The following is a 25761-nucleotide window of genomic DNA, read 5'->3' as shown; positions in this document are numbered from 1 at the left end:
ATAGCTAGTTGCATTTGTAACCGACAGGGCCGTCTGAACCTGTGTACACATATGTGTCAGACACATATCCAATATTCACGACCCCCCGGGAATCTTTCCACTGGATTTGGTCCCAAATATTACTCGTTCCATACTTCCCGGTAACAGTCGTTCCGTAAGCGTAACAATAGTAAGGAACACGTGAGCCGCTAGGAATGGAAAGCATAATAGGATAGTTTGTACCTGGACCGCTACGCATATTTACAGGCGCACCGCTGCTTGTTGAGACAGTAAAGTACTGAACGGCAAGTGCCTGACTGGAAAAAATGAATAATGATACGATCATCACGGTTAACATACTCAGCTTTTTCAGTTTTGTCAATTGAATCCCTCTTTCTATGAAAATATCACTGTCTTAGTTTTTTGATTTCAGCTTAGACTACCAGCTGCATTTAGGGACTACCGGGCCGTCTGAGCCTGTATACATATATGTATCAGAGACAAATCCAGGAACAATCTCCCCGCTTGCAAGCGTCCGTTCTGTGTAGTTCCAAATATTACTCGTTCCATACTTTCCAGTTACAGTTGTACCGGTTTTGTAGCAGTAGATCGGGATGCGGGTTCCGCTCGGAATAGTAGTTACAATCCCCAAACTTGTACCTGGGCCGCTGCGCATATTTACGGGAGCACCGCTGCTTGTTGAGACAGTGTAATACTGAACTGCTTGTGCATGACTAGAAAAAATGAATAATGACGCCATCATAACGGTTAATAAACTTCCCATTTTTAACTTTCTCAACTTATACTCCTCCTCATCATAAATATCCTGCGTCTGGTTTTCTTACATTCAGTTCAGGAATGATTCGGCAGACCACCTACGCTTCTTTCGTTTACATATATTGATCATATCACCATCAAACAGGTATATGAGAAGTGCCATTATTACTGAATTTTCCGACAGAAGAGAGGATAAAATTTGGGAATACAGGCATTTCAATGCAATCCGAAATAATGCATGAAAGATATGTCACACACCAATTAAAAGCTTGATTACTAGTCAAAATTTTTGATTATCCCTCGGTCAGTTTCTATCATGAGTGGTGCATCTATACTGTATTTATCCGAGAATATCCATCTTCTCCCGACAGGACCTAATAAAATATAGACTCCTTCTTTATACTCCCCCATGAAAAGTAAATGATTTTTTGAGAAAGGTTCATCATTTCTTTGCCGAACTCCCAACTTTAAAAGGTAATCAAAACATTCTTTAACATGATCTGTAGATAAACCAATCTCGCTTATACCTATTACATTGTCGGGCGTGAATACTTTTGACCTCGTTTCCGGAGAAGTTTCTAATCGAGAAATAAACTCAACAATATTACCTGCAGGATCTTCAAAATATATCGATCTTGCCTTTGCATTTGCAAAATACGCTTCATCGTCACCATCTTCTTCAAGTAAATCAACCTTCTTTTTCAGCCATTCTTTAGCTTGTGAGAAAATATTCGAATGGATATTAAACGCAAAATGATAGTAATAGCGATTCACTTCGTCTTGGTGCAAGGTTAAGATGCTTTCTCCCACTTGAAATATGGCTAATGTATCAGTTAACGCCAGCCTTTTAAATTGAAGGATATCTTTATAAAAGCTTACAGTTTGATTAAAATGAGAAACAAATATTTCAAGATTTTTTATTTTCACTATTTCTCCCCCCTCTCTTAATATATCTAAAATGAGAAACAAATTCTTTCTACATTTAGCTTATTTAAGCTACATCATTAGACTGAAAAATAAAGAACCACCTGCACTTGTTTTTCATCCACATTTCGTAGCTTTAACGATACACAGTATGCCTCTTCTATCAGCCAGCAGCCGTAGGATCTCTACTTTTATAGCTTCCAGTCACATTGTGATCTGAAACCACTTTCTGAACTCGTCACCAATGTCATGACTAAAAGCTGCAGAGATTTACTCGTTCTAGTTTTCTACATTAAATGATAGAAAACTTTGCCCCCTTTCTTGTCATGTGTATAGAAATCCTAAAATAATAGCGGATTTTTTATAATATGAGTTTCTTGTCTAGGACACCTTTTTTTCTTCATCATAACTTATGTAGTAAGACAAGATTTTTTGAGTTGGTGATTTTGATGAGCTGCAGCAACGGTGGGTTTAGAAGTGTAGACGAATTCATGTTCGGCTCTCGTAGCGGGAACAACGGTACCAATAGCTTCAATGGCTTCAATGGTTTTCGTGGGGGGCAATGGAGGCAACAATGTAGAAACAATTGTTTCTCCCACAAGAAATGTTGTAAATACGACAACCAATGAACGTACTGTTAGACGTGTTCAGCCGACTCACATTGTTAATGTTAATAGAAATGTTACAAGAGTAGAAAATTACTATCCAGTGACACAATCTACAGAGAATGAAAATATCGTTGAGAAATATGATTGTGGAAGTGACTTAAGAAATCCATGCTGTAAACCAGTAAAAGGATTCAATAGGTAATCATTCAGTAAAGATGCATTTTAGGCATCCTTATGGATGCCTTTTTCATTACCCTATCCTTTCCAATTATAAGATTTTCGGCGTTAATATGAAGAGAAATGAGTTGGTTTCTTTAAAGATAAGCATTTAACAAAACGCTCGTATAAAAAAGGGGGACTTGGAGCGAGTCCCTGAAAATGATAAATAAGAGAGGTTTTCTTCCTCATTTCTTTGTGAACTTGTTTTTTTGCAAATGATCTTCTAACGCTTGTAAAGCCTGATACTCGTCAACGCCATTAGCTCTTATCTTAATGTGGGTATTAGGTTTAATTCCTAGTGACATCACATCAATGAGGGACTTGGGTGTATTTTTCAGATCGACAGATTCCCCTTGATATTCAAGATATATACTGGAGCTGAATTTACAAGCCGCCCGCACTAACAAGGCCGCTGCACGGGCGAAGCCTGTACTCGCGATAATTGTATACTGTTTTTCTATCATTCTCCCGGCTCCTTAGGCCTGGAATTCCCTTAAGGAATTGGAATAGGCCAGTTTTTATTCTTAAGCCCTCTATTCTTTCTCTCAATCCGAAACATAGTATTTTGTTGAATTCCAGCAATATCGTTTTCGAGCATAATTCATGATGACCAACTATTCGGTGAGGTACATATGGTTCTTCTAGAAACTTAACTTCTGCAGGCGTCAATTTAACTGCAAGAGCACCTACGGCATCTTCAAGGTGGGACATTTTCGTAGCACCAATAATAGGAGCTGTTACAGGCTCTTTCTGCAGCAGCCAGGCAAGCGCGATATGAATACGGGGAACACCGCGTTTTTCCGCGATTTCCCCTGCTCTTTTTTGATAAATGTTAACAAAGAAGGAATTGTTTAATTCATTCTAGCCTTACTGGTACTTATCCATGAAAACTTTCCGTTTTAGGTCTGCTTTTGAGTTTGTCCTCATTTTCGCGCAATTTCCCATCATAATCCTCAATTTTTTTATTTAATCTTTTTATTGTTTCATCAATTTCTTTCCGCTTTTCTATCAATCGCTGTCTTTCGTCAGCCAGGATATTTTTGCGGGCTTCTACTGTTCGGTCTCCTTCAGTAAATAACGTTGTATATTCAATTAACGCTTCTATCGTTAGTCCAGCATTTCGCATGCATTTGATGAATTCAACCCATTTGATATCTTCTTCATCATAATCGCGGATTCCGCTTTCTTTTCGTTTTACCGGCGGGATCAATCCAACACGTTCATAATATCTGAGCGTTGCGGCTGTTAGGCCAAACTGCTTTGCCACTTGCGTAATATTCATATTTTTCACCTCTTTATCCTGCTGTTTTTGAAGATAACACTTAAAGTTCACTTTAAGTCAAGAAGAAACAAATTTAAACTGCTGACGTATTTCTTAATCTCATTCTTCAGGAGATGCCGTGAATATTCCGCCGCACGTAAAACATTGGCATGGCGCAACAAAAGACAGTTGGCTTGTACATGTAACCATTACTCTTGGAGAGACGGACCTGTTCATGATGAATGGTATGATACATGATAAAACGAACGCATCGAGTCAATTGATTCGATGCGTTTTTTTATATGAGCGGCCGTACAGAATTTAATACTTAAGTGTTAAAAAAGCATTATTTCTTCAATAATTGTGTTTACTCTTAATCTTTTATAAAAATATGTTTCTAAAAAAACTCTTGCCTTAAAGTGGACTTTAAGGTTTAAAGTGATGTTGAACACACATGACAAACACCAAGTGACATGTTCTTATCTGGAAACTGACTATATGAAAGGAAGGTCTGTATGTGTAATCATTATAAAACTCGTGTATTAAGCGTACCAAATGCTAAAGCGAAATTTGAACAGACGACAATTGAAAGAAGAGAATTACGGCCGCACGACGTCTTAATCGACATTAAGTTCAGCGGTATTTGCCATTCCGATATCCACAGTGCGTTCGATGAATGGGGCGGAGGAATTTTTCCGATGGTTCCCGGTCACGAAATCGCCGGAGTTGTGGAGGCTGTGGGAGCAGAAGTCACAAAATTTGCTGTCGGAGATCGCGTTGGCGTCGGCTGTTTTGTTGACTCCTGCGGAGAATGCGAATACTGCCTCAGCGGTGAGGAACAGTTCTGCACTAAAGGTGTTGTCCAAACTTATAATTCACTGGACTATGATGGAAATCCGACGTATGGCGGGTACAGCCAAAAAATCGTTGTCACTGACAGGTTCGTTGTTCGGATACCGGACAGTTTGGAGATGGATGTTGCCAGCCCTCTACTGTGTGCAGGGATTACAACCTATTCCCCTCTAAAACACTGGAACGTCGGCCCAGGCAAAAAGGTTGCGATTGTAGGGGTCGGCGGGCTTGGTCATTTGGCGATTCAATTTGCGCATGCTTTGGGTGCAGAGGTAACCGTCCTGAGCCGCTCTATGAATAAGAAAGAGGAAGCCCTTGAACTAGGGGCTGACCATTACTATGCAACCAGTAATCAAGCTACATTTACTGAATTGGCCGGGCGTTTTGACGTAATCTTAAATACAGTATCCGCGAACCTTGATGTAGATGCCTATTTATCAATACTTCGGATAGACGGAACCCTTGTGAATGTAGGGGCACCGGCCGAGCCGGACAAATATAGTGTATTCTCCTTAATCATGGGCCGCCGCAGCCTAGCGGGTTCTCTTGTCGGCGGAATTGCAGAAACACAAGAGATGCTTGATTTCGCTGCTCAGCATGGCATTGCACCTAAAATTGAGGTGATTCGTGCCGATCAAGTGGATGAAGCATATGAGCGTGTTCTTCGCAGTGATGTACGCTACCGATTCGTTATTGATATCTCTACATTATGAGTCGGAATAGTTGTAAAAGGTGAGGTAGCCATACTATTGGCTACCTCGCCTTTTATTTACTGCACTCCGCTCCACAGGACGTGAAAATCATTTAAAAAGTCTATTTTTTAAAAAAGAAATAAGTTGAGAAGAGCGCTAATCCTTCTGCCTCGTTTTGGCGGCGATGTTACCATATGAAAACCATCTCAAGCAAATATTTTGAAGGAAGATGAACGTGCCTGTTATTCTATGGTATATAGGAAATCATAGGAGGTATAAATATGAGCAAAAAAATTGCTGTTCTCGTTACAGATCAATTCGAAGATATCGAATATACAAGTCCGGTAAAGGCATACGAAGAAGCTGGCCATAGCGTGGTTGCCATTGATTTGGAAGCACGCAAGGAAGTTACCGGTAAACATGGCGAGAAAGTGAAGATCGACAAAGCAATCTCCGACGTAGATGCAAGTGAATTCGATGCCCTATTGATTCCTGGAGGATTTTCCCCAGATTTGCTTCGCGGAGATGACCGGCCGGGTGAATTTGCGAAAGCATTTGTAGAAAATGAGAAACCTGTTTTCGCTATTTGCCACGGCCCGCAGGTACTCATTGATACGGATCTTCTGAAAGGCAAAGACATCACTGGCTACCGCAGCATTCGCAAAGACTTGATCAACGCTGGTGCAAATTACAAAGACGAAGAAGTAGTCGTCAGCCACAACATTGTAACAAGCAGAACACCTGATGATTTGGAAGCATTTAACCGCGAATCATTGAACCTGTTGAAATAAGAAAAAGGCACAGACAGTTTGAGTCTGTGCCCTTTTTTATAGAGAAAGTGTAAGAATCTCTATTCTCCCTTCATTTAAAATGCCTCTTTTGTCTTTTCTAATCAGCCTTTGCGCTGACATTCTGAAAGGCTGCTGTAGCATCCCAAACGTTCAAGCCAAATTGACCTTCTGAGAATGCAGAATCTTCAGCATCTATGACTAGACGGTCATCCAAATATATTTTAAAGTGAGCGCCATGAGCCACAGTTTTCAGATGATATTTTTTATTTATATCTATTGGTGTTTGGTGTTCGGCAATAACAGAGGCAATCCCGTCCTCAAATTTAAAAAATTTCACAAGATCATGTTTCGCATCCACATTGGCTACATAACCGTTTTGTGCGTCTTTATCAGAACGAAACACAAGAGCCCCTGCCCCTTTTCCGTTCCCATCCTTAATGATTATATCGGATTCATAAGTGAAGTCAGCTCCTGATGCTGAAGACATCATGAAGGAATCGCCGTCTGATCTTCCTTGTTTTCCATCAATTGTGTCGGCCCACGTACCGTTTACAGTTGTCCAGCCAGTCAAATTGGATATAAACGGTGACGCTCCCCATGCTTTTTTTAAAGGATGAATCGTTAGAGAGTTTACCTTAGCACGGCCATTAACAGCATATAATTCAAGACCTTTGCTTGAACTATCCGGAAGAATGATGTCAGTCAACACCTGTTGCCCGTCATTACCAAATACTTCGACTGAAGAGCGGTCAACAAAAATACGCATTTTAATCTTTCCATTTACCGGCTTCAGCGGAGCTGCTTGCTTCCCAGTGTTAAAGGTTGGATTAAAGGTGACATTTCCGGATCGGCTTCGGTCAACGAACAGTTTGCCGCTCTTTTGATGATAACCGACTTTTGTATATTGATTTCTCCCTGTTCGAACCTTAAAACCGAATTCAGAAGCCGAACCTGGATTCACTTGAAACTCTGCATTCATTTCATAAGCATCTCCAGATATACCCGCCAATACATTACTGCTCTCTGGCGATATAATCTTATTTTTCCACTTCTGCGCGGCTCCCCTGATAGATTGCAGCTCTGTTACTGGTGTTTGAATAACTCTGATCCCTTTAGAAAACGCTTTCAATTTTACTTCTCTTGGAATAGTCATTGCACTTCTCCATGGAGATGTAGGAACATCGTTGGCATATTGCCAATTGCTCATCCACCCTAGCCAAAGCCGCCGTCCATCTGAAGAAGGAACATCGGACCAAGAAACAGCCGCATAAAAGTCTTTACCGTAGTCGGTCCATAATACTTTGTCTGACGGGTTTTCGTTCTTGAAAGTTGTTCCATCAAAACTTCCTACAAAATATTGCATGCCTGATCCTCCTGAAACCGCACCATTTCCGACACTGACTTGCATCACCCATTTCTTTTGTTTCGGATTGCCGTCTACAGGAAGTTCAAATAAATCCGGACATTCCCATACGCCTCCATGACTTCCTTGTCCTTGTCCAAACTCACTTGCATATGTCCACTGCTTCAAATTTTTCGATGTATAAATGAGAATTCGGTCACCAGCTGCCAGGACCATCACCCACTTTTTATCTTTTTCATACCAAAACACTTTCGGATCGCGAAAATCTTTTTTTCCCGGGTTTGGAATGACCGGATTACCTGAGTATTTCGTCCACGTTCTGCCTTTATCATTACTATAGGCGACGCTTTGCACTTGGCCGTCTTCATGATCCTGTGTATATATAGAGACAAGCGGCTTCTCCTTTCCGGTTTGAAAACCGCTTGTATTATTCCAATCGACCACTGCGCTCCCGGAAAAAATTGTGCCTTTTTCATCAGGTGACAGCGCTATGGGAAGGTGCTTCCAGTGAACTAAATCCTTGCTTACTGCATGGCCCCAATGCATCGGCCCCCATTGCAAACCGTATGGATGATGCTGATAAAACAAATGATACTCCCCTGCATAATAAACCATTCCATTTGGATCATTCATCCAGTTTGCCTCTGGTGTGAAATGATATTGAGGACGGTAATCCTCATCATAGTAGCTTGAATCGGCTGCACTTACTGGCAGTGCCATAGTAAACAGCATGGTGAATAGGATCACGACTTGAATTAGCTTCTTTTTCATTCTGATTTTCTCCTCTCTAACATTTGAAAACATTCAAGAGAGACATCTGCATGAGTGATCCGTGATAAAAGCTGTATCGAATGATGAAGAGGTTATGAGAAAGACTTCTGCAGGTTCTCCCCTTTTTACCCGTTAAGCGCTTATGCCAGAAATCCAGCCCAATAGCCAAGAATACCGATCACAAATATGCCAACTATAATAAGGAGCGGATTTACTCCTTTTCGCAGCATCCATGCCACTAATAAAGTCAATCCTAAAGGCAGCACCCCCGGCATAATGCTGTCTAAAATATTTTGCACAGTTTGAACGTCAACTTTTCCGTTATCATCTTTAATTCTTGAAACAACGATCGGGATGTTGATGGTGGTCCACTTGGAGACCAAAGCCCCCATCACAAATAACCCGAGGATGGAAGCACCTTCTGTCAGTTTTTGAATACGATTCCCTGCTAGATCCTGCAGAATCTCCATCCCTTTTACATAGCCATACTTTAAACCGTAATATTTTGTGGTTAATCTGATGGCATTCAGCAGGAAAAAGAACAGCAGAGGACCGGCAATGTTTCCGCCTAAAGCAAGAGAAGCCCCTAAAGCAGCCAATACGGGGCGTACGGTTCCCCAGAAAATAGGATCGCCCACACCCGCTATCGGACCCATTAAACCGATTTTCATCCCGCTTATTGCTTTCCCGTCTATTCCTTTATTGTTCGCCATTTCTTCTTCCATGGCAGCTGTCACCCCAAATATGGGTGCGGACAGCCACGGATGTGTATTAAACCATTCCAAGTGGCGCTGCAAAGCTGCGTTTCTTTTCGCTCCCGGACCGTACAATTTTTTTATCGCCGGTATCATCACATAGCAATATCCCATTGCCTGCACACGTTCAAAGTTAAATGAGCCGAGCAAGAAATTCGAACGGATAAACATACTGAAAATGTCTTTCTTTGTTAATCTTTTTTCTTTCTCCAATTTTCATCCCCCCTCGTTCTTATGCATCAAGATCGTCATCATCATCATAGACAGCTGCATTGCTGCCGTCTGCGGCTGCGGCGACTGCCCCGTGGGCGCTATTTTTTTGCATAACCTGCTGGTATAAAAGCGCCAGACAGAGACCAAGAGCGCCAAATCCTACTAAATTGAAATCGGTAAACGCTGCCAACAAAAAACCAATATAGAAAAATGGCTTAAGATAAGGGATATTCATCATATTGATCACCATTGCATACCCCACAACAACAATGATGCCTCCTCCTATTTGCAAACCTTTAGTAATGACTTCCGGAATATTTCCCAAGAACGCCTGAACAGCGCTCACACTGATTAAGGCCACAATCAAAGTCGGTATCATGACACGCAGCGCTTGAAACACCATGGCGGTAACATGCATAATTTCAATTCCTTTGATATTCCCCTCCCTGGCATATTTATCAGCACGGTGAATGAAAAAGACAGTAATCGTTCGGACAAAAATAGTAAGCGCTTGACCTGCAGCTGCCAAAGCAACAGCGACGGCAATGCCTTCACCAATGCCTTGATCAGCGGTAATCACTAAAATGGTTGAAATCACAGAGGCAATGGCTGTATCAGGCGCCATGGCGAGGCCGACATTCATCCAGCCCAGCGCCATCAGCTCCAGCGTTCCTCCTAAAATGATTCCTGTTTTTAGATCACCAAGCACAAGGCCAACCAAAGTGCAGGCAATCAGCGGACGGTGTGTTTGTCCTTCATCCAATACACTTGCAATACCTGTAATGGCTGCAATGATTAACAACAAAATAATTTGTATTGAAGTCATCATCTCATCCCCTTGATGATTTTGTTACATTTCTCAAAATCTCCATAAAGTCTTCACTGGTATCAGAAGGCAGCTGCCTCAATTCCAGTGTGACGCCTAATTCATTTAATGTTTCAAACGCCTCTGTATCCTCTTCAGTTACGCTGACTGATTTGGTGATTTGCCGGCGATTATTCTCAAAACGCATCCCTCCGACATTTACGGTTTTGATAGGGACGCCTGCTTCTATGAGAGATACAATATCGGATGGGTTTTCAAACAGCAGCATCGCCGTTACCCCTTCGTAGCGCGGACTATGAAACGCCTTTGCCATTTTAGAAATTGATACGGCACTCGCCTTTACATTGGAAGGAGCAACAGATAGGATCAGGGTTTTTCTCATTTCATCCTGCGCAACGTCATCTGACACAACGATGATTCGGTCTGCTGCATGGACTTTAATCCATCTTGTCAGGATTTGGCCGTGAATAAAGCGGTCATCAATTCTTGCCAATGTAATGTTCATCATAGTTCATCCTCTCTTTTTTCTTCACAAACTGTTTTTGCTTTTTCTAAATGTTCGCTGCAAACTTGAAAGCTTTGCTGGCTCATTTTTTTTAAGTGATTCAGCAATTCTTTGAGTTTCAGATGTTCTCTCAGGCTTAAAACCTCCAGTAGTATCGGCAGGTTTATGCCGGCAGCCATATCCATTCTTTGATCCTTAGCGATGAAGGAAGCCGCTGCGTTATACGGTGTGCCTCCAAAAATATCAACTAAAAAAAGCACCTCATTTTCTTTCGGAATATCCTGAAGCGTCTGATGATATTTTTCTTGCAGCGTTTGGATGCCCTCTCCTTTAAAAAACGGCACCGCTATCAGATGATTTTCTTCACCGAATATCATGCCTGAAGATTCTTTTAATGCTATGGGAAAGTCCCCATGTCCGCTAATAATGACTGAAATCATAACACGATTGCTCCTTTCCTTTTTCGTACACCCATTTATAATGCAAGTATCGTGCCAAAGAAGCTGTGTTAAGCGTTTTCATTTGTTTTGCAGCACATGAAGAAAGCTGATTGAAAACACATGTGAATACAAAAATAAACCTGTATTAAAATGGCGTTCCATTTAATACAGGTTTACGTAAAAAAATCGTTTTTAACACATGTGGCCATGTACTTCGTCAGCAAAAATGGCGGCTATAAATAATTTTTCATCATCGCTTATGTTCAGCCCCAATTTTTGTTCGTAAGGGATTAATGTTCGCTCTGTCACCTCAAAGATCTCTTTCAGCTGATCGGTTATTTCGTCTTCTTCGGAAAAAGCAATCGGATTCTGTTTAATCACCCTTTCAAAGGCAAAAGCTGTATGCATAATCACTTTGATCATCACTGTATTATTGAAAATGATGCCTAGTTCATCTTGAATGGTCTGAAGCCACTCTAATAAGATTTCTATAATGTGATGGGGGTTCAAAAAAACCAGATACTTTTTCAAACTATCCTCGCAAAGCTCCCGTACAATGATGTTTGTGCCCGATAATCCATTACTCATCGGGATGCTTCCTTTTGTGATCGCCTGTTGGATCATCTTCTCTCCTTCTCCTCCAATTAATACCTCCAATGATACATGCGGAGCATTGATTTTAGGATCTTTTGTTCCTACTGTCGCAAGGATCTCATACTCTTTTTCGATTTCTTTGATGCTGTTTGCCAATTTAATCGATGATACGGTCAATATGTGGATGGGAACATCAGAGGCCTTGTTTACGATCGTTGTTAAGATGTCTTCCAGCTTTTTTGCCGTTCCGCTGCCTGTTGTGCAGATTGAAACCAACGCCCTCTTTTTTCCTGGTGAGGCGGCAGGCTGCCGATCCCATAACTCAATAAAATCCTTTGTGACCGAATCATATATGGCATGTAAATGTAAATTCAGATAGTTCACCTTTCTGACGGCGTCCAGCACCATTGAGGTCGTGACATTGCTGATTGTTTTGATTTTGATGCCTGTTTTTTCTTCAAGCTTGCTTTCCAGCATTGCAAGTGACCCCATGTCAACAAGCATTAAAACACCTTCACCTTCATCTACCTGCTGTATTTTTCCCGCTAAGCGCTCCATAATTTCCGCAGGTGAAACAGAAAGGGGCATATCAACGGCCGCAATTGGGGTGCTTCCTAAAAGCTCCGTCGCTACTTCTACCATGGAACTCGCCATGCTATTTCCATGTGCGGCAACCACAATCCCTACTCTTTTGTTTTCTTTTAACGTTTTGATGGAATGAATCAGCATCGTTAAGTAGATGACTTCTATTTCCGGGACGGTTACTCTGAAGTGTTCCTGAATTTTGTCTTTAAATATGAGCGCCACCTGATACTCTTTCACATGGGTATCACGGATTTCATCCGTTTCCTGCGCATTTAAAATATCAATTTGCTTACCGCGTTTTAAAAATGAATCGATATGCATACTTAAAAAATAGATAAATTTACGGTCAAATGTGCAATTCAGTTCATGTTCAGCAACTTCTTTTAATTGCTTCGTCATTTGAATCACGCCGTCCTCAACAAATGTCAGCAGGTTGTCATTTCGGAACGCGCTTTGATTAAAAAAGCTTCTGACATGCAAATGAATATCCGTTAAAATATATTGGTTTATTTCCTTTTTGGACAAACCTTCTTTGTTTAGCACTTCGACCTTTTCTTCTATCAAATGATACAAATTAAATGATAGATCATCATCAATTTTTGTTGTTTCATCTTCTACTATCGGGGATATGATGGTTGTGATATTGACATATTCAGAAATCGTTTTGCTTCTTTTCATGTTTTTGCTGCTTGACATCCAATCTTGCTTGATTTCATCCGGGAGATCCCGAACGGTCAGTTCAACAACTTCATCTCTGTCAAGATTATGTAAGAATCCATGTGCACAAACTAACTGCACATTTGATTTCAGCTGTCCCACATTCCCAAACTTCGCAGAATGAATCAATGCATTATATACATCGATATGCACACTTAGATTCTTCTTAATACGCTCTGCTTCTTTCCCTAATAAAAACGTTGTGAGATCAACTCTCTCTTTAAGAGATCGTTCTTCCAGCGATGGAATATGAATCGTCATTGGAATTCTCCGCAAAAATGTTTTTAATAGAGCAGAATTAGGGTTTTCGGTAGTTGCGCAAATAAATAATACTTTCGATGTTCTTTTATGTTCAGTTTCTCCAAGACGGTTATAAGATCCGCTGTCGATAAAATAAAACAGCATTTCTTGTCCCTCAGGCGGAAGACGATGAATTTCATCCATAAACAGAATGCCCCCGTCGGCCTGCTCAACTAAACCGGCTTTATCTTCGCTGGCACCGGTAAATGCTCCTTTCTTATGACCAAATAATTGAGAGAGCAATAATTGAGGATTGTTATAGTAATCTGCACAGTTAAATGTGATGAACGGAGAACCAGCCTTCAAAATGTCAGAGTAAATCGCAAACTGGTAAATCCGGTTCGCAAAAAGGGATTTACCGGAGCCTGTTGGTCCTAAGAGAAGCATGTGCAGACCGTGCGGAGGATAAAAAACAGCTGCTTTTGCTTGAGAAATTGCTTTCTTCAAACTGCCTTTTGCTCCAATCATAAGTTCAAGAGGATTCGTAGAAATATTTTGATCGTTCTTTTTTTGATTTTCAGAAAGCCCCTTCAGTTCTTTCACTTCCATTATCTCTGTATTCCATTTTTTGTTGAATGCCCTTTCCACTACTTCCACTGGAATGTAGCGCACGGGAAACGTTTTAATTTTTATTACCTTTTTGGACCGCACGAGATTGTTTAATTCAAAACTGACATTGGACCGCTCTATCTTCAATTGCTGAGCAATTTCCTTTGCTGAATTTCCCTGTACCTTTAAAAGATGATCTAAGCTGGAGTCATGAAAATTATGCATGAGCTGATGGTATATTTTATCAATTCTTTTCATCTATATCATCCTTTGTCCTTATTAGTCAAAATTGAAAAAACGGACATCAGTTTTATGCCTTGTACTGAGGATCTCATCTCATTCTATGGCCTTGCGTCCGCACTCGGATTTTCTTTTTCAATATTCTGTGAAATGTTTTTGTATGCAGGAACAATAGCACGTATCTCAACACAAAAGCTTGCACCGATTAAAAAATAATTTCGTTATTTGTCTAAACAAACACCCTTTTTGGTGTTTTTGATCTATGATTCACTCAGGTTGTCCCCCTTCAAAAGTAATAATTCGTAAACAGTTTACCACTCTCCGTGAACATATTGGTGACAAAGTTCTGATACTTCAGAAAATACATCTTAAAGATCAGGGCAAATAACCCAAAACTTAATCTCTTGTCATTATAAACATGACTGAATGTAAACTCTCTATTCTTCTTATAACATTATTATTTTAATAAAAAATAGTGGGATATATTATTAGAGCGGCAGAAAAGAAATCCTTTACTCATCCTGATGGATATTACACCTTATAAAAATAGAAAAGAAAGATAGATACATTAGTTACATTTAATTAAAAAAATCAATAAAATTTAAAATAATATAGTTTCCTGTTATAATGATAGATAAAAAATTTAGGAAGCTATGATTCCTAAACAACCAAGATAACTATATTTTTTATTGGAGGAAAACATAAAGTGACGGACGATTCCACTATGGACAATTCTCTGCACAAACGGAAATTGTCCAGAGGCCTTAAAAACAGGCACATACAACTCATAGCGATTGGGGGGGCAATCGGAACTGGTTTATTCCTAGGATCAGGGAAATCAATACATTTTTCAGGACCCTCTATTTTATTTGCTTACATGATCACGGGCGTATTTCTCTTTTTTATTATGCGTTCACTGGGAGAGCTGCTCTTATCAAACGCGGGATATCACTCTTTTGTTGATTTTGTAAGTGATTATTTAGGAAATATGGCAGCATTTATTACCGGCTGGACGTACTGGTTTTGCTGGATCTCACTTGCTATGGCTGATTTAACAGCTGTCGGTCTTTATACCCAATATTGGTTTCCTGGTGTACCCCAATGGATGCCAGGGTTCATTGCGCTTATGATGTTGCTCATCATGAATCTAGCGACTGTAAAACTTTTTGGTGAATTGGAGTTCTGGTTCGCATTAATCAAAATCATCGCAATACTGGCACTGATTGTTATCGGTATTGTCTTGATCATAAAAGGATTTTCCACACAGTCAAGCATAGCCTCCTTCACAAATCTTTGGAGTCACGGCGGCATGTTTCCAAATGGTTTACATGGATTTATCCTCTCATTCCAGATGGTCGTGTTTGCATTTACGGGCATTGAACTTGTGGGGCTTACTGCAGGCGAAGCAGAAAACCCAGAAAAAGTAATCCCTAAAGCAATTAACAATATCCCTATTCGAATTTTGCTTTTTTATATTGGCGCTCTTCTTGTGATTATGAGTATTTATCCATGGAATATCATTAATCCTGCTGAAAGCCCATTTGTTCAAGTATTCTCAGCGGTCGGTATCATAGCAGCCGCCAGCATCATTAATTTTGTTGTACTGACATCTGCTGCTTCAGCTGGCAATAGTGCTTTATTTAGTACAAGCCGGATGGTATACTCGCTTGCCAAGGATCATCATGCACCTGACCCATTGCAAAAGCTGACTGCCTCAAATGTACCAAGCAATGCATTGTTCTTTTCAGCCATTGCCATTCTTATTGGTGTTATTCTGAACTATGTAATGCCAGAGCAAGTCTTTACGCTTATCACAAGTGTTTCTACTATATGCTTCATCTTTATTTGGGGCATTATTGTGATTTGCCATTTGAAATATCGGAAAACAAGACCGGATGCAGCAAAGGTGAATACATTTAAAATGCCGCTTTTTCCATTATCCAATTACGTAACACTGGCTTTCCTGGTGTTCATACTGGTTGTGCTGGCACTCGCGAAAGATACGCGTGTTTCCCTATTTGTCACTCCAGTTTGGTTTCTCTTATTGATGATTGCTTATAAAGTTCGTCATACTAAGTGAAATCATAAAAAAGACAAGGGAGTTGTTTATCCCTTGTCTTTTTTGTGTGCTGCGAGGCACTGGATATTCCATGTTTTACGATCCCGCTCATTTAGTGTCATGATCTTTTCCCGTACAAATGTCTCCAAATAAACGTATGCTGAAGATAAAAACATACCTGCCTCCGTGATTTAATCTCCATATTTAGCAAAAGACTCCGTTCAAAATATGAACGGAGTCTTTTGGTAAGTGGCCGTGACATCAATTTAAACCAGTTTTAATACCAAACCCAACTAATATGATTCCCGTTATTTTTTGAAAAGCTTTCTGGAACTTGGGATTTTTCATCCATTTTTTTGCGTAATCAATGATATAAACGAGAAAGAGGAACCATAACACCGCTAATAGGGTGAGAATTGAAGCTAAAATAATAAGCTGCTGGTTTACATTTCCCTTCAGATTGATAAATTGGGGCATGATCGTGACATAGACCAAAACCGTTTTGGGATTGAGAATGTTACTGAGTGACCCTTGCATAAAGGAAGATTTATAGTGTCGTTTCGGAGAAATTGCTGCGGTTTTTGCTTGAGCTTGCATGTCGTCTAAAGAAAACATATTTTTTGCAAAAAAACTTTTTATCCCTAAATAAATTAAGTATGCTGCTCCCAAATATTTGATTGTTGTAAAAAGAATCACCGACTTGGCAATGACCATTGATAAACCTAGAATGGCAATAACCGTCCAAAAAGATAGTCCCGTTGCCAATCCGAGAATATTATATCGGCCAGCCTTTGCGCCATATCTAAGGGTATTTTTCATAACAAGCATCGTATCTGCTCCTGGAATGATAACCATCACGGCAGCGATCGGTATGTATGCGAGTAAGCTGTGCATGTTCTTTCCCCCTTTAAATGAATCCCCTTAACATATAGTGACTACTAAAGTAACTCCCTACAAAAAAGTGTATCAATACGTTTGGAAAAAATCAATATGGTTTGTTAAAATAGCGATTACAAAGGCAGCGACTGCTCTTTATATTGGAGGATGTATGAAGGAAAATATGTTAGACATTTTAAAAAACCTCAATTTTACCGAATATGAATCAAAAGCTTATCTGGCATTATTGCAAGAATCGCCTTTAACCGGTTATGCGGTAGCCAAAAATTCCGGCGTGCCTCGTTCAAAAATATATGAAGTCTTGGAAAGCCTTGTCTTAAGAGGAGATGTTTTTGTAAGCCACGGAAACACGCCTCAGTATGTCCCTGTACCCGCTAAAGAACTGATTAAAAACCGACGGCTCAAAGCGGAAGAGAATTTTGACCAGGCTGAAAAATACTTTGAAAAATTCGAACAGACCGCAAATGACCGGGAAAATATCTGGAATATCACCGGACGCAGTGAAATTCTTGAAAAGGTGAAGGCTTGTATATTATCAGCAAAAAAAAGAATCCTCTTGGAGATCTGGAAAGAGGATTTCAAAGAGGTGGAATCAGAGCTGAGACAGGCGGCAAATAAAGGTGTCATTGTCACCATTATTGCCTACGGAGATATCGCATCTGATTTTGCTAATGTGTACCTTCATGATATGAGCAGTGAAATTACAGAAGAGTATGACGGACGGTGGCTTGTATATAGCGGAGATGATTCAGAAGTAGTAGCAGGTATTGTCTCTCTTGGCAACGATAGCCGTGCTGCATGGACGATGCATGTAGGTTTAGTCATGCCTATTACAGAAGTGATCATTCATGATCTGTATCTCATGGAAATTATGAAGAAGCATAGAGGGCTTTTAGAAGATAGTTTTGGAAAAAACCTCATCCAGTTACGACGCAAATTTTCAATCCACTCAGATTTTAAAAAACATTACTTGGAATAGAACACATGATATTTCCTGTATACCATGTAACCAAAAAACATGGCTTGTATCAACAAGTCATGTTTTTTTATGAACTCCCCCATTAATAGGGTCTTTTCCGTTTATTTTTAAGCAATTGATCCTCCCCTCCCGCTCCTGATCACTTTTTTTTAAAAAATAATATCTGCGCAAACTATTTTTCAAACTGCCCCGTCTATCCTAGGTAACATCCTACGATATACGTATATTCAAAAAGGAGCCCTTTATTGCAATGAAGAAAAAACAAACAATAAAAGCGTTGCTTGTCACGTGTATAACTGACCATAAGCAAGATTTCTACAGATTAGCCTTCAGTTATGTGAAAAATCAAGATGACGCATTAGATATTATTCAGGAATCTATAAAAAAAGCGCTCAGCTCAGTTGAAACGGTCAGAAACCCTGAGACGATAAAAAGCTGGTTTTATAAAATCTTAGTACGTACAGCTATTGATTTTTTACGAAAACAAAAAAAGTTAAAGGTGATGGATGACGAAACGATTGAGTTTTTAAGCTCAGGAAAGGAAGATCACTATAAGGACACTGATCTTCATGAAGCGCTCGACGAATTGCCGTCCCACTATAAAACAATTATTATTTTGCGTTTTTTTGAAGACCTCAAACTAGAAGAAATTGCGGAAATTACAGGGGAAAACTTGAATACCGTCAAAACGCGCCTTTACAGAGCATTGAAGCTGATGCGCATTCAGTTGACGAAGGAGGATCTTTCTTAATGGATAAGAGATTACAGCAATTAAGAGAAGAATATAAAAATGTCCAGATTCCTAAAGAACTGGATATCATTGTCGAAAAAGCCCTTCAGCAAAAACCAAAAAAGAAAAGAATCGTCATGTGGCCGACATCAGCAGCTGTCGCGGCAGCTATTTTATTCACTGCACTTGTCAACATCAACCCAGATGCAGCTCAAGCTATGTCAAAAATCCCTGTCATCGGCAAGATCGTCAAAGCCATCACTTTTATTGAGATCAAAGAAGAGAAAGATGAATCAAGCATCGATGTCAAAACGCCTGCTCTGTCGGGACTTTCTAATAAAGAGCTTGAAAACAGCATCAACCAGAAATATTTGAAAGAAAGCAAGCAGATGTATAAAGAATTTATACAGTCCACATCCAAAAATAAAAAAGGACATCTCAGCATCTACAGTGATTACGAGACAGTAACAGACACGCCAGATTTAATTTCTATTCGGCGTGATATTGAAAAAACACAAGCATCATCTTACACACAAAGCCGTTATATCACAATTGACAAAAAGAATGATATCTTACTTACATTAAAAAGCTTATTTAAAGATGACCGCTATATCAAAGTCATCAGCCAAAACATCAAAGAACAAATGAAACAGCAAATGAAGGAAGATCCAAATAAAATCTATTGGGTCACTGACGAGGATGCAGAACCATTCAAACACATTCAGCCTGATCAAACGTTTTATATTACAGAAGACCATAAACTTGTGATTTCATTTGATGAATATGAAGTTGCCCCCGGCTATATGGGCGTTACAGAGTTTAAAATTCCGACCAGCGTCATCTCAAATCTGCTCATGGGAGAACGTTATGTTCGATAACAGAAAAACATCCATGTCATCATCTGTGTCATGGGTGTTTTCCCTTTCGCAAAGGGACCTGACAGATATCAAGAAGGCCGTAACCTTGCAGCCAAAACAGCGAGAATATCTGCACATTATTGGAGGAATACCATGTATCACAAAACACAGCATCACCGCTACATCACTGGACTCGATGGCCTTCGGGCTTTTGCCGTCCTGGCAGTTATCGCTTAAAACCTAAACTTCAATTGGGCTAACGGTGGCTTCATTGGAGTTGATATCTTTTTTGTATTATCAGGCTACTTAATTACATCTATTATACTGCCGGCACATGGAAATAATATCAGCCTTGATTTTCGGGACTTTTGGGTGCGCCGAATTCGGCGGCTTCTGCCAGCGGCTTACCTTATGATCATTTCCGCTGTTATTTGGGTCGTCGTGTGCAACCGAGAACTTTTGCACACTGTGCGCGGAGATGCCATCTCTTCTCTCTTTTACATGAGCAATTGGTGGTTTATTTTTCATAAACTCTCGTATTTTGATAGCTTCGGATCCCCGTCACCGCTTAAAAACCTTTGGTCATTGGCAATTGAAGAGCAATTTTATATTGTATGGCCGATGTTCTTGGTTGCTGGAATGTACATATTTAAAAACCGTGCGAAACTGGCGGCAGCGGTATCGTTGCTTGCGCTCTGTTCAGCCGTGATGATGAGCGTACTGTATGAACCCGGCGGAGATCCGAGTCGCGTGTACTACGGCACAGATACTCGTTCGTTTGAACTTCTCATAGGATGTGCTCTGGCTCTGATATGGCCGATGAAAAGGCTGTCTTCCAACAGGCTGCCATGCAAACTGAAGCGCCTTTTGTATGGCACAGAACTATCGGCGTTTTGTATTTTAGTTTTGTGTGTCTATTTTACAGATGAATACGAACCTTTTCTTTACAGAGGCGGAATGTTTTTAATAAGCATTACCGCAGCGGTCCTTATTGCATGTGTATCCCATCCGAGCAGCTTTTTGGGCATTCTGCTGTCATGGAGGCCTCTTCGTTGGCTTGGAACGAGGTCTTACGGTATTTATCTTTGGCACTACCCTGTTATTGTGTTAAGCACGCCGATTCAAGAAATCGGAAACCCTGTTTTTTGGCATATCGCGCTAAAGATCTTCGTTACATTTATACTCGCCGAGCTTTCCTATCATTTCATTGAAAAGCCGATACGGACAGAGGGGTTTAAGTCATTTTTCCGCCGGGCTTTTATTCATAGAATTCGAGAATGGAAAACGACATCTGTCATCAGCAAAATGTCAATTGGCTTCGTCATTCTCGCTATACTTATTTTTGCAGGGGGACTGTCAGGGGTAGCCGGAGAGAAAAAACATCCGCAATGGACGTATAGCACGTCAGAGCATAGAAAGTTGGCAGCATCCGATAAAGACGGAGAAAACAAATCGAAACAAAAAACAACAGCCTCAAATAAAGATCAAGAGGAAACGAGCGCAAAAGGACAGGAGACTAAGAAAAAAAAGGACGAAAAATCTCAGAAAGAACCAGCAGCTGCTGATAAAGAAGTATTAGCTATAGGGGATTCCGTTATGCTTGATATCGCCTCCAGCCTCCGTCAGTCTCTTTCACATGTCACAATTGATGGGAAGGTGGGAAGACAAATGTCTCAAGCTTTAGAACTGACACGGGAATACAAGTCTTTTAATCAGCCGAATAAAGCTGTCATCATTGAGCTGGGAACCAATGGCTACTTTACAAACAGCCAAATCGATCAATTGCTTACATCTTTCTCAAAAGCTCATATCTATCTTGTCAATACGCGGGTTCCCCGGCAATGGGAAAGCAAGGTGAATGAATCTTTGCGGCAGCAGGCTAACACGCATAACAATATTACGTTGGTTGACTGGCATACAGAAGCTCTCCAGCATCCGGAGTATTTCACCCCTGACGGCGTACACTTGGTTCCCCAAGGGGCTGAAGCTTTAACCGCTCTTATCGTTCGGGCAATAAAATAGATTAGCAAAAAAGAGGTCCTGCTTAGACCTCTTTTTTTGCGATGGATCAATTCCAGCTGCGTGCAGCAAATTGCTTTTAAAAAAGAATTGCCGTTCACATTGATGACATGGACCAGGCATAAAACCTAATCTATTGGAAATTTATATTCTGCATTCTAAAATTATTCCTTCCGCTTCGTTCTCAAATTCACCTAATACGATAATAACCTTCGATTCTTTATTCATATTGCCACCCCCTTCGTTTATGATCTATTTATATTACAACATTTTTCAATTTATGTTAATAAATAGGTATAAGAAAACTCACAAACTACCGCCCTTCCTAACTTGAGAAATGGCTGACCTATATATGGTCCTCATCATTTTTATTTCTAGCTGTGAAGCTCTTATGTTTACCTATCGTTTACGTGAGGGTAAGAAAATATAGAATGGAGGGATCATCGTGGAAGCTAATGCAGAAAAAGAGATGAAAAAGCAAATAAATCGATACGAGCTTTTTTTCAAAAAACGATATAAAGTTCTCTATACAGTAAACGATTTTATCATTGGCTTTTTATTTTTCATCGGCAGCTTTTTCTTCTTTTACGATGAATTAATGTCTGCAGGGATATGGCTGTTTGCGGTTGGCAGCTTCCTGCTTTTAATCAGACCGACGATTCGTTTGGTTCATGATTTTCATTACAGAAAACATCTTGAGCGTCTATATCATCATGGAACATCCTCTGACTAGCATGAAGTGTGAGGAAGCGAACAGACTGAAACCTGCGGGGCATTCAAATGCATAGTCTCAAATCGGACAGTCTAACTCAAACGGCATGATGAGATGCAAGAATAAAAAGGAAAAAACGCTTGATTAAGTTTCTAGAAAATTAAACTCCAAGATACAAATATATAACTTTATAACTATTCATTTATAAAAAACCAGAAAAAAACCTAAAGTTTTATATCTTTCGGACGATAATAATAACAAGGCCGGCGCGATACTCCCTATAACATCCTTTTCAGTAGATTTCAATATCGTGCCGGTTTTTTTCACATGCTAAAGCAATCCCGCCATCTCTGGCGGGATTTATTTTTACTTACATTCCAGTCCATACATCTTTTACATAACGTTTTTGATCTTGCAGCTTCTTCAGCCATTCTGCTGACGCTTCCTGACTTGCTCCTTTGTCAGCTTCATAAGCCGCACGCAGTGTGTTCTCTACTTCAGGAGCCATTTGTGCACCATCGCCGCATATATAAACGTGCGCACCTTTTTCGATCAGTGAAATTAATTTCTGTGCATCTTGTTTTAGTAAGTGCTGAACATATACTTTTGGTTCGTCTTCCCTTCGTGAATAGCATCGATGGACTGTTACCAAACCGGCTTTTTCCGCCTGGTCAAGCTCTTCTTTATAAAGATCGTCATGATCAGGACGCCGGCATCCGAAGTATAAATGAGCTTCGCCAAGCGCACTTCCTTCCTTCTTCAGAACGGATCTGGCCTGGATGAAACCTCTGAATGGCGCAATTCCTGTACCCGGTCCCACCATAATCAGCGGGGTTTGGGGATCATCAGGCAGCTGGAATCCAGATTGCGGTGTCCGAATGAAACAGGCAACCGTATCACCTTGACGGAGTCCGGCTAAGTAATTGGATGCAACGCCCTTATATTCCCCGCGTCCGCTCCAAGCTGAGGCCTTTACAACTCCCACCGTCATACTGACCCTATTTGCTTTGACCTTCGGTGAGCTTGAAATTGAATAATATCTTGGCTTTAGTGATGGCAAAAGCTCTAAAAACCGTTCAAACGGCATTTCACAGGCCGGATAGTCCTCTAACAGATCCAGCATTGTCACACGTTTTGTCAGAACATGTTCCTTGTACATTTCATCACTCGATATAAGTAATTCCAGCTCTTTTTTATGAGGCGGGCATACTGTATATGAAGCCAGCTCACGAAGCTGAAGCCTTGAAGCAGAATCCTGCAGCTCTACGTAAGATGATAATAACTCCATCACTCTGATCGGCCGATCCAGCGGAAGGTGAGCCATATGCGGGCTGCCGTTCATTTTTATCACAGCTTGCGGCTGCAAATCGAATCGGTTGAGAACCCGTTGAACCAGCTCTTGGCTGTTTTTCGGCAATATTCCGATGTGGTCGCCTTCTTTATACGTTTTTGAGTCAGGGAGCTCCAATTCTATATGACGCGTCGAACGCAAACTGCTTGCTGTCTGAAGCTCATGGTTTTCAAGAACGATACCTTCAAACGCGCCATACGCTTTAGCAAGCGGTGTCTCTGTTGCTTCACTGAGGAATGTAATGGATAGTGACGGCTTCGTTTCTTTCTCGGATATTTCATTCACGTGAAAGGCTTCCATTGTTTCCTTCCAAAAGCGGTTTTCCCAAGACTCGCGATGGCTTTCAAAGTCATCGGCCGCATCGCCTTCCCCAATGGATGTCAATCGTGATGCTCCTTTTGATGCCATCATGTCATCGATAAGGCGAGGAATTCGCTGATACGTGCTGGCCCAGCTCCGGTTTCCGCAGCCAAATACCGCATAGGAAACACCCTTTAATTGACCTTCCTCCAACTCTCCCAGCCACTCGACAAAGCCAGAAGCATTATCAGGCGGCGCCCCGTTATATGAGGCAGTCACAATGACAACAGCGCCTTGGTCGGGGAGTTTTCCAATGTAATCATCAAGAGGTGCAGTTTCCGCTGTAAAGCCGAGCCGGCGCCCGTAAGCTGCCAATTCACCTGCCATGCCTTCTGCGGTGCCGAGGTTTGAACCGTAAAGAACGAGTAAAGGTGTGCCGTGTTTAGGTTTTGTCTCGTTTTCCTTCGTTTCGTGCGCGGTGCCAGTCTGTTCTTTTTTCTGAACATTCATTTGGACCGTTTTCCTTGGTTTCACTGTAATTTTAAAATCATCCGGTTTAATTGTTAATGCCTCTTTGATTTTGAGCTCGTAACCAGTGTGATTCATCAATTCAAAGTGCTTTAATACAAGTCCGAGAACCATTGTCGCTTCTTGAAGCGCAAACTGCATCCCGATACACGCCCGCTGGCCGTTTCCAAACGGTTTATACGCATGGTGAGGAATATTTTCAGGGTTCTCAAACCGTTCCGGACGAAAATCTTCTGCATCTTCACCCCAAGCGTTTTGATCTCTGTGAAGTTTTGGGATCAAGACGGAGACGGGCTGTCCTTTACTGATAGGGTATTCGCCGCCTAAAACTGTTTCCTCCTTGGCATAAAGAGAAAAAGCGGGCGCTGTCGGATACAGCCTAAGCGTTTCATTGAGAACCATCCGAACATATTTCAGCTGCTGAATGTGTTTATATTCAGGCGGGTCTTCCGTTAACACGCGATCGGCTTCCTCTTGAGCTTTTTTAAGTTTTTCCGGATGTTTAAGCAGACAGTAAATCGCAAAGGAAAGCAAGCCGCTCGTTGTTTCATGGCCTGCGATTAAAAACGTGATGATTTGATATCTGATGTTTTCATCATCCAGTGTCTCACCCGTTACAGGATCTTTCGCATAAAGCATGAGCGATAACAGATCCTTAATGTTTTGGTCCGGGTTTGCTTTTCGCTCTGCTATAATTCTGTCAACCAGCGAATTCATCACTTCGATATCCTTTTGGAACTGCTGTCTCGTTTTGACCATCATCTTATCCTGCAGGCCCAGTCTTTTTGTTTGGTTCATTCCCTCTTTTAAAGCCCGGAGCATGCTGGTGATAAACGGATGCTGCGTATCACGGTAAAAGCTGTTAAACCGATAGTTAAATCCGCATAACCCGATGGTATCAAGCGTCAGGCGGGTCATATCGTCCGCCACGTCAATTTCTTCATTCGGATTCAGCCGGCTCCATTTTTGAATCAGCTGTGTCGCGATATCCAGCATCATAGAATGATAGCCTTTCATTGCTTTTTGACTGAAGCTCGGCAGCAGAATACGATGGGCTTTCTGCCAATTCGGCTCGTGCGTCCAGCTTGTAAACAATCCGTCTCCTCCGAACTCACGCACTTTCAGCAAGCCTTTTCCAAGGTTTTTGTCAAATCGGCTCTCGTCACACACTTCAGCAACGAGTTCATGGCCTGATACGAAAACGCCGGATACACCAGGAAAATCGAAACGGAAAATCGGCCCTAACTCATCAGCAATCCGCCATAAGGATTGGGAAAGCTGTTCCTTTTCCAAATGCGGGAGGTTTTTTAAAGGTCCGTATGTTTTCGGCTGAGGTATTGCACTTGCCTGTTTCATAAACATCTTCCT

General features: G+C 41.0%; 22 protein-coding genes and 3 pseudogenes. 11 read left to right on the top strand and 14 right to left on the bottom strand.

Annotated elements, in window-relative coordinates:
• Nucleotides 1-4: 4 nt before the first annotated feature.
• The 3 genes from KXD37_RS02165 to KXD37_RS02155 all read right to left on the bottom strand — a co-directional run bounded on the left by KXD37_RS02165 (nt 5) and on the right by KXD37_RS02155 (nt 1683).
• Nucleotides 5-361 (bottom strand): SH3 domain-containing protein, encoded by a 357-nt coding sequence (locus KXD37_RS02165; protein WP_151174386.1) that lies wholly within the window; start codon nt 359-361, stop codon nt 5-7.
• A 57-nt stretch (nt 362-418) separates the two neighbouring features.
• Nucleotides 419-778 (bottom strand): SH3 domain-containing protein, encoded by a 360-nt coding sequence (locus KXD37_RS02160; RefSeq protein ID WP_263463220.1) that lies wholly within the window; start codon nt 776-778, stop codon nt 419-421.
• A 254-nt stretch (nt 779-1032) separates the two neighbouring features.
• Entirely contained in the window at nt 1033-1683 is a 651-nt protein-coding gene (locus KXD37_RS02155; protein ID WP_106020163.1) for a VOC family protein, read from the bottom strand.
• Between the two features lie 531 nt (nt 1684-2214).
• Here KXD37_RS02155 and KXD37_RS02150 point away from each other — a divergent pair.
• Nucleotides 2215-2490: a CotD family spore coat protein gene (locus tag KXD37_RS02150; RefSeq protein ID WP_188323181.1), complete on the top strand. Its 276-nt coding sequence runs from the start codon at nt 2215-2217 to the stop codon at nt 2488-2490.
• 202 nt (nt 2491-2692) lie between these two features.
• On the opposite strand, the gene KXD37_RS02145 is transcribed toward KXD37_RS02150, so the two are convergent.
• The 3 genes and pseudogenes from KXD37_RS02145 to KXD37_RS02135 all read right to left on the bottom strand — a co-directional run bounded on the left by KXD37_RS02145 (nt 2693) and on the right by KXD37_RS02135 (nt 3789).
• On the bottom strand, nt 2693-2971 hold the full coding sequence (locus tag KXD37_RS02145; protein WP_106020165.1) for an HPr family phosphocarrier protein: 279 nt from the start codon (nt 2969-2971) through the stop codon (nt 2693-2695).
• Nucleotides 2972-3113: 142 nt separating this feature from the next.
• Nucleotides 3114-3329 (bottom strand): annotated as a pseudogene (locus tag KXD37_RS02140) (aldo/keto reductase); the annotation flags it as partial.
• A gap of 55 nt (nt 3330-3384) precedes the next feature.
• Nucleotides 3385-3789, bottom strand: a complete 405-nt coding sequence (locus KXD37_RS02135; RefSeq protein ID WP_024122264.1) for a MerR family transcriptional regulator — start codon at nt 3787-3789, stop codon at nt 3385-3387.
• Between the two features lie 109 nt (nt 3790-3898).
• Here KXD37_RS02135 and KXD37_RS24025 point away from each other — a divergent pair.
• The 3 genes and pseudogenes from KXD37_RS24025 to yraA all read left to right on the top strand — a co-directional run.
• Nucleotides 3899-4093, top strand: a pseudogene (locus KXD37_RS24025) (hypothetical protein); the annotation flags it as partial.
• 190 nt (nt 4094-4283) lie between these two features.
• Entirely contained in the window at nt 4284-5333 is a 1050-nt protein-coding gene (locus tag KXD37_RS02130; RefSeq protein ID WP_255003641.1) for an NAD(P)-dependent alcohol dehydrogenase, read from the top strand.
• 260 nt (nt 5334-5593) lie between these two features.
• The gene (yraA, locus tag KXD37_RS02125; RefSeq protein ID WP_255003643.1) at nt 5594-6103 is read left to right on the top strand and encodes a cysteine protease YraA; all 510 of its coding nucleotides are present in this window, start codon (nt 5594-5596) and stop codon (nt 6101-6103) included.
• Nucleotides 6104-6200: 97 nt separating this feature from the next.
• Here yraA and KXD37_RS02120 read toward each other — a convergent pair whose 3' ends face one another.
• The 6 genes from KXD37_RS02120 to KXD37_RS02095 form a co-directional block, all read right to left on the bottom strand.
• Entirely contained in the window at nt 6201-8237 is a 2037-nt protein-coding gene (locus tag KXD37_RS02120; RefSeq protein WP_263463219.1) for a GH32 C-terminal domain-containing protein, read from the bottom strand.
• A gap of 140 nt (nt 8238-8377) precedes the next feature.
• The gene (levG, locus tag KXD37_RS02115) at nt 8378-9205 is read right to left on the bottom strand and encodes a PTS fructose transporter subunit IID (RefSeq protein WP_024122268.1); all 828 of its coding nucleotides are present in this window, start codon (nt 9203-9205) and stop codon (nt 8378-8380) included.
• Between the two features lie 19 nt (nt 9206-9224).
• The gene (gene levF / locus KXD37_RS02110; protein ID WP_103672574.1) at nt 9225-10031 is read right to left on the bottom strand and encodes a PTS fructose transporter subunit IIC; all 807 of its coding nucleotides are present in this window, start codon (nt 10029-10031) and stop codon (nt 9225-9227) included.
• A gap of 4 nt (nt 10032-10035) precedes the next feature.
• Nucleotides 10036-10536, bottom strand: coding sequence for a mannose/fructose/sorbose PTS transporter subunit IIB (locus KXD37_RS02105; RefSeq protein ID WP_095713421.1), 501 nt, complete (start codon nt 10534-10536; stop codon nt 10036-10038).
• Entirely contained in the window at nt 10536-10976 is a 441-nt protein-coding gene (gene levD / locus KXD37_RS02100) for a PTS fructose transporter subunit IIA (RefSeq protein ID WP_095713411.1), read from the bottom strand. The genes KXD37_RS02105 and levD overlap by 1 nt, the downstream gene beginning before the upstream one ends.
• A gap of 192 nt (nt 10977-11168) precedes the next feature.
• Nucleotides 11169-13979, bottom strand: a complete 2811-nt coding sequence (locus tag KXD37_RS02095; protein ID WP_127696716.1) for a sigma 54-interacting transcriptional regulator — start codon at nt 13977-13979, stop codon at nt 11169-11171.
• 688 nt (nt 13980-14667) lie between these two features.
• Here KXD37_RS02095 and KXD37_RS02090 point away from each other — a divergent pair.
• Nucleotides 14668-16041, top strand: a complete 1374-nt coding sequence (locus tag KXD37_RS02090) for an amino acid permease (protein WP_106020170.1) — start codon at nt 14668-14670, stop codon at nt 16039-16041.
• A 240-nt stretch (nt 16042-16281) separates the two neighbouring features.
• Here KXD37_RS02090 and KXD37_RS02085 read toward each other — a convergent pair whose 3' ends face one another.
• Complete coding sequence (locus tag KXD37_RS02085) at nt 16282-16914, bottom strand: LysE family transporter (RefSeq protein ID WP_106020171.1); 633 nt, start codon at nt 16912-16914, stop codon at nt 16282-16284.
• A gap of 154 nt (nt 16915-17068) precedes the next feature.
• Here KXD37_RS02085 and KXD37_RS02080 point away from each other — a divergent pair, with 154 nt between their 5' ends.
• The 6 genes and pseudogenes from KXD37_RS02080 to KXD37_RS02055 all read left to right on the top strand — a co-directional run bounded on the left by KXD37_RS02080 (nt 17069) and on the right by KXD37_RS02055 (nt 22235).
• Nucleotides 17069-17896 (top strand): TrmB family transcriptional regulator, encoded by an 828-nt coding sequence (locus KXD37_RS02080; RefSeq protein ID WP_059293538.1) that lies wholly within the window; start codon nt 17069-17071, stop codon nt 17894-17896.
• A 250-nt stretch (nt 17897-18146) separates the two neighbouring features.
• Nucleotides 18147-18647, top strand: a complete 501-nt coding sequence (gene sigV / locus KXD37_RS02075; RefSeq protein ID WP_024122276.1) for an RNA polymerase sigma factor SigV — start codon at nt 18147-18149, stop codon at nt 18645-18647.
• The gene (gene rsiV, locus KXD37_RS02070) at nt 18647-19504 is read left to right on the top strand and encodes an anti-sigma-V factor RsiV (RefSeq protein ID WP_151174392.1); all 858 of its coding nucleotides are present in this window, start codon (nt 18647-18649) and stop codon (nt 19502-19504) included. Before sigV ends, rsiV begins: the two co-directional genes overlap by 1 nt.
• Nucleotides 19494-19727 carry a hypothetical protein gene (locus KXD37_RS02065; RefSeq protein WP_263463407.1) on the top strand — a complete coding sequence of 78 codons (234 nt, stop codon included), beginning with the start codon at nt 19494-19496 and terminating at the stop codon, nt 19725-19727. Before rsiV ends, KXD37_RS02065 begins: the two co-directional genes overlap by 11 nt.
• A pseudogene (locus tag KXD37_RS02060) lies at nt 19637-21505 on the top strand (acyltransferase family protein). The gene KXD37_RS02065 and the pseudogene KXD37_RS02060 overlap by 91 nt, the downstream one beginning before the upstream one ends.
• A 466-nt stretch (nt 21506-21971) precedes the next feature.
• The gene (locus KXD37_RS02055) at nt 21972-22235 is read left to right on the top strand and encodes a YrhK family protein (RefSeq protein ID WP_373271173.1); all 264 of its coding nucleotides are present in this window, start codon (nt 21972-21974) and stop codon (nt 22233-22235) included.
• Between the two features lie 349 nt (nt 22236-22584).
• Here KXD37_RS02055 and cypB read toward each other — a convergent pair whose 3' ends face one another.
• Nucleotides 22585-25749, bottom strand: coding sequence for a bifunctional cytochrome P450/NADPH--P450 reductase CypB (gene cypB, locus KXD37_RS02050; protein WP_254517789.1), 3165 nt, complete (start codon nt 25747-25749; stop codon nt 22585-22587).
• Nucleotides 25750-25761: the final 12 nt, after the last annotated feature.

Source organism: Bacillus sp. XT-2, assembly GCF_025696525.1.
Taxonomy (GTDB): domain Bacteria; phylum Bacillota; class Bacilli; order Bacillales; family Bacillaceae; genus Bacillus; species Bacillus halotolerans.
The sequence above is the reverse complement of the archived record's forward strand: the minus strand, read 5'-3'. Positions and strand labels throughout refer to the sequence as shown.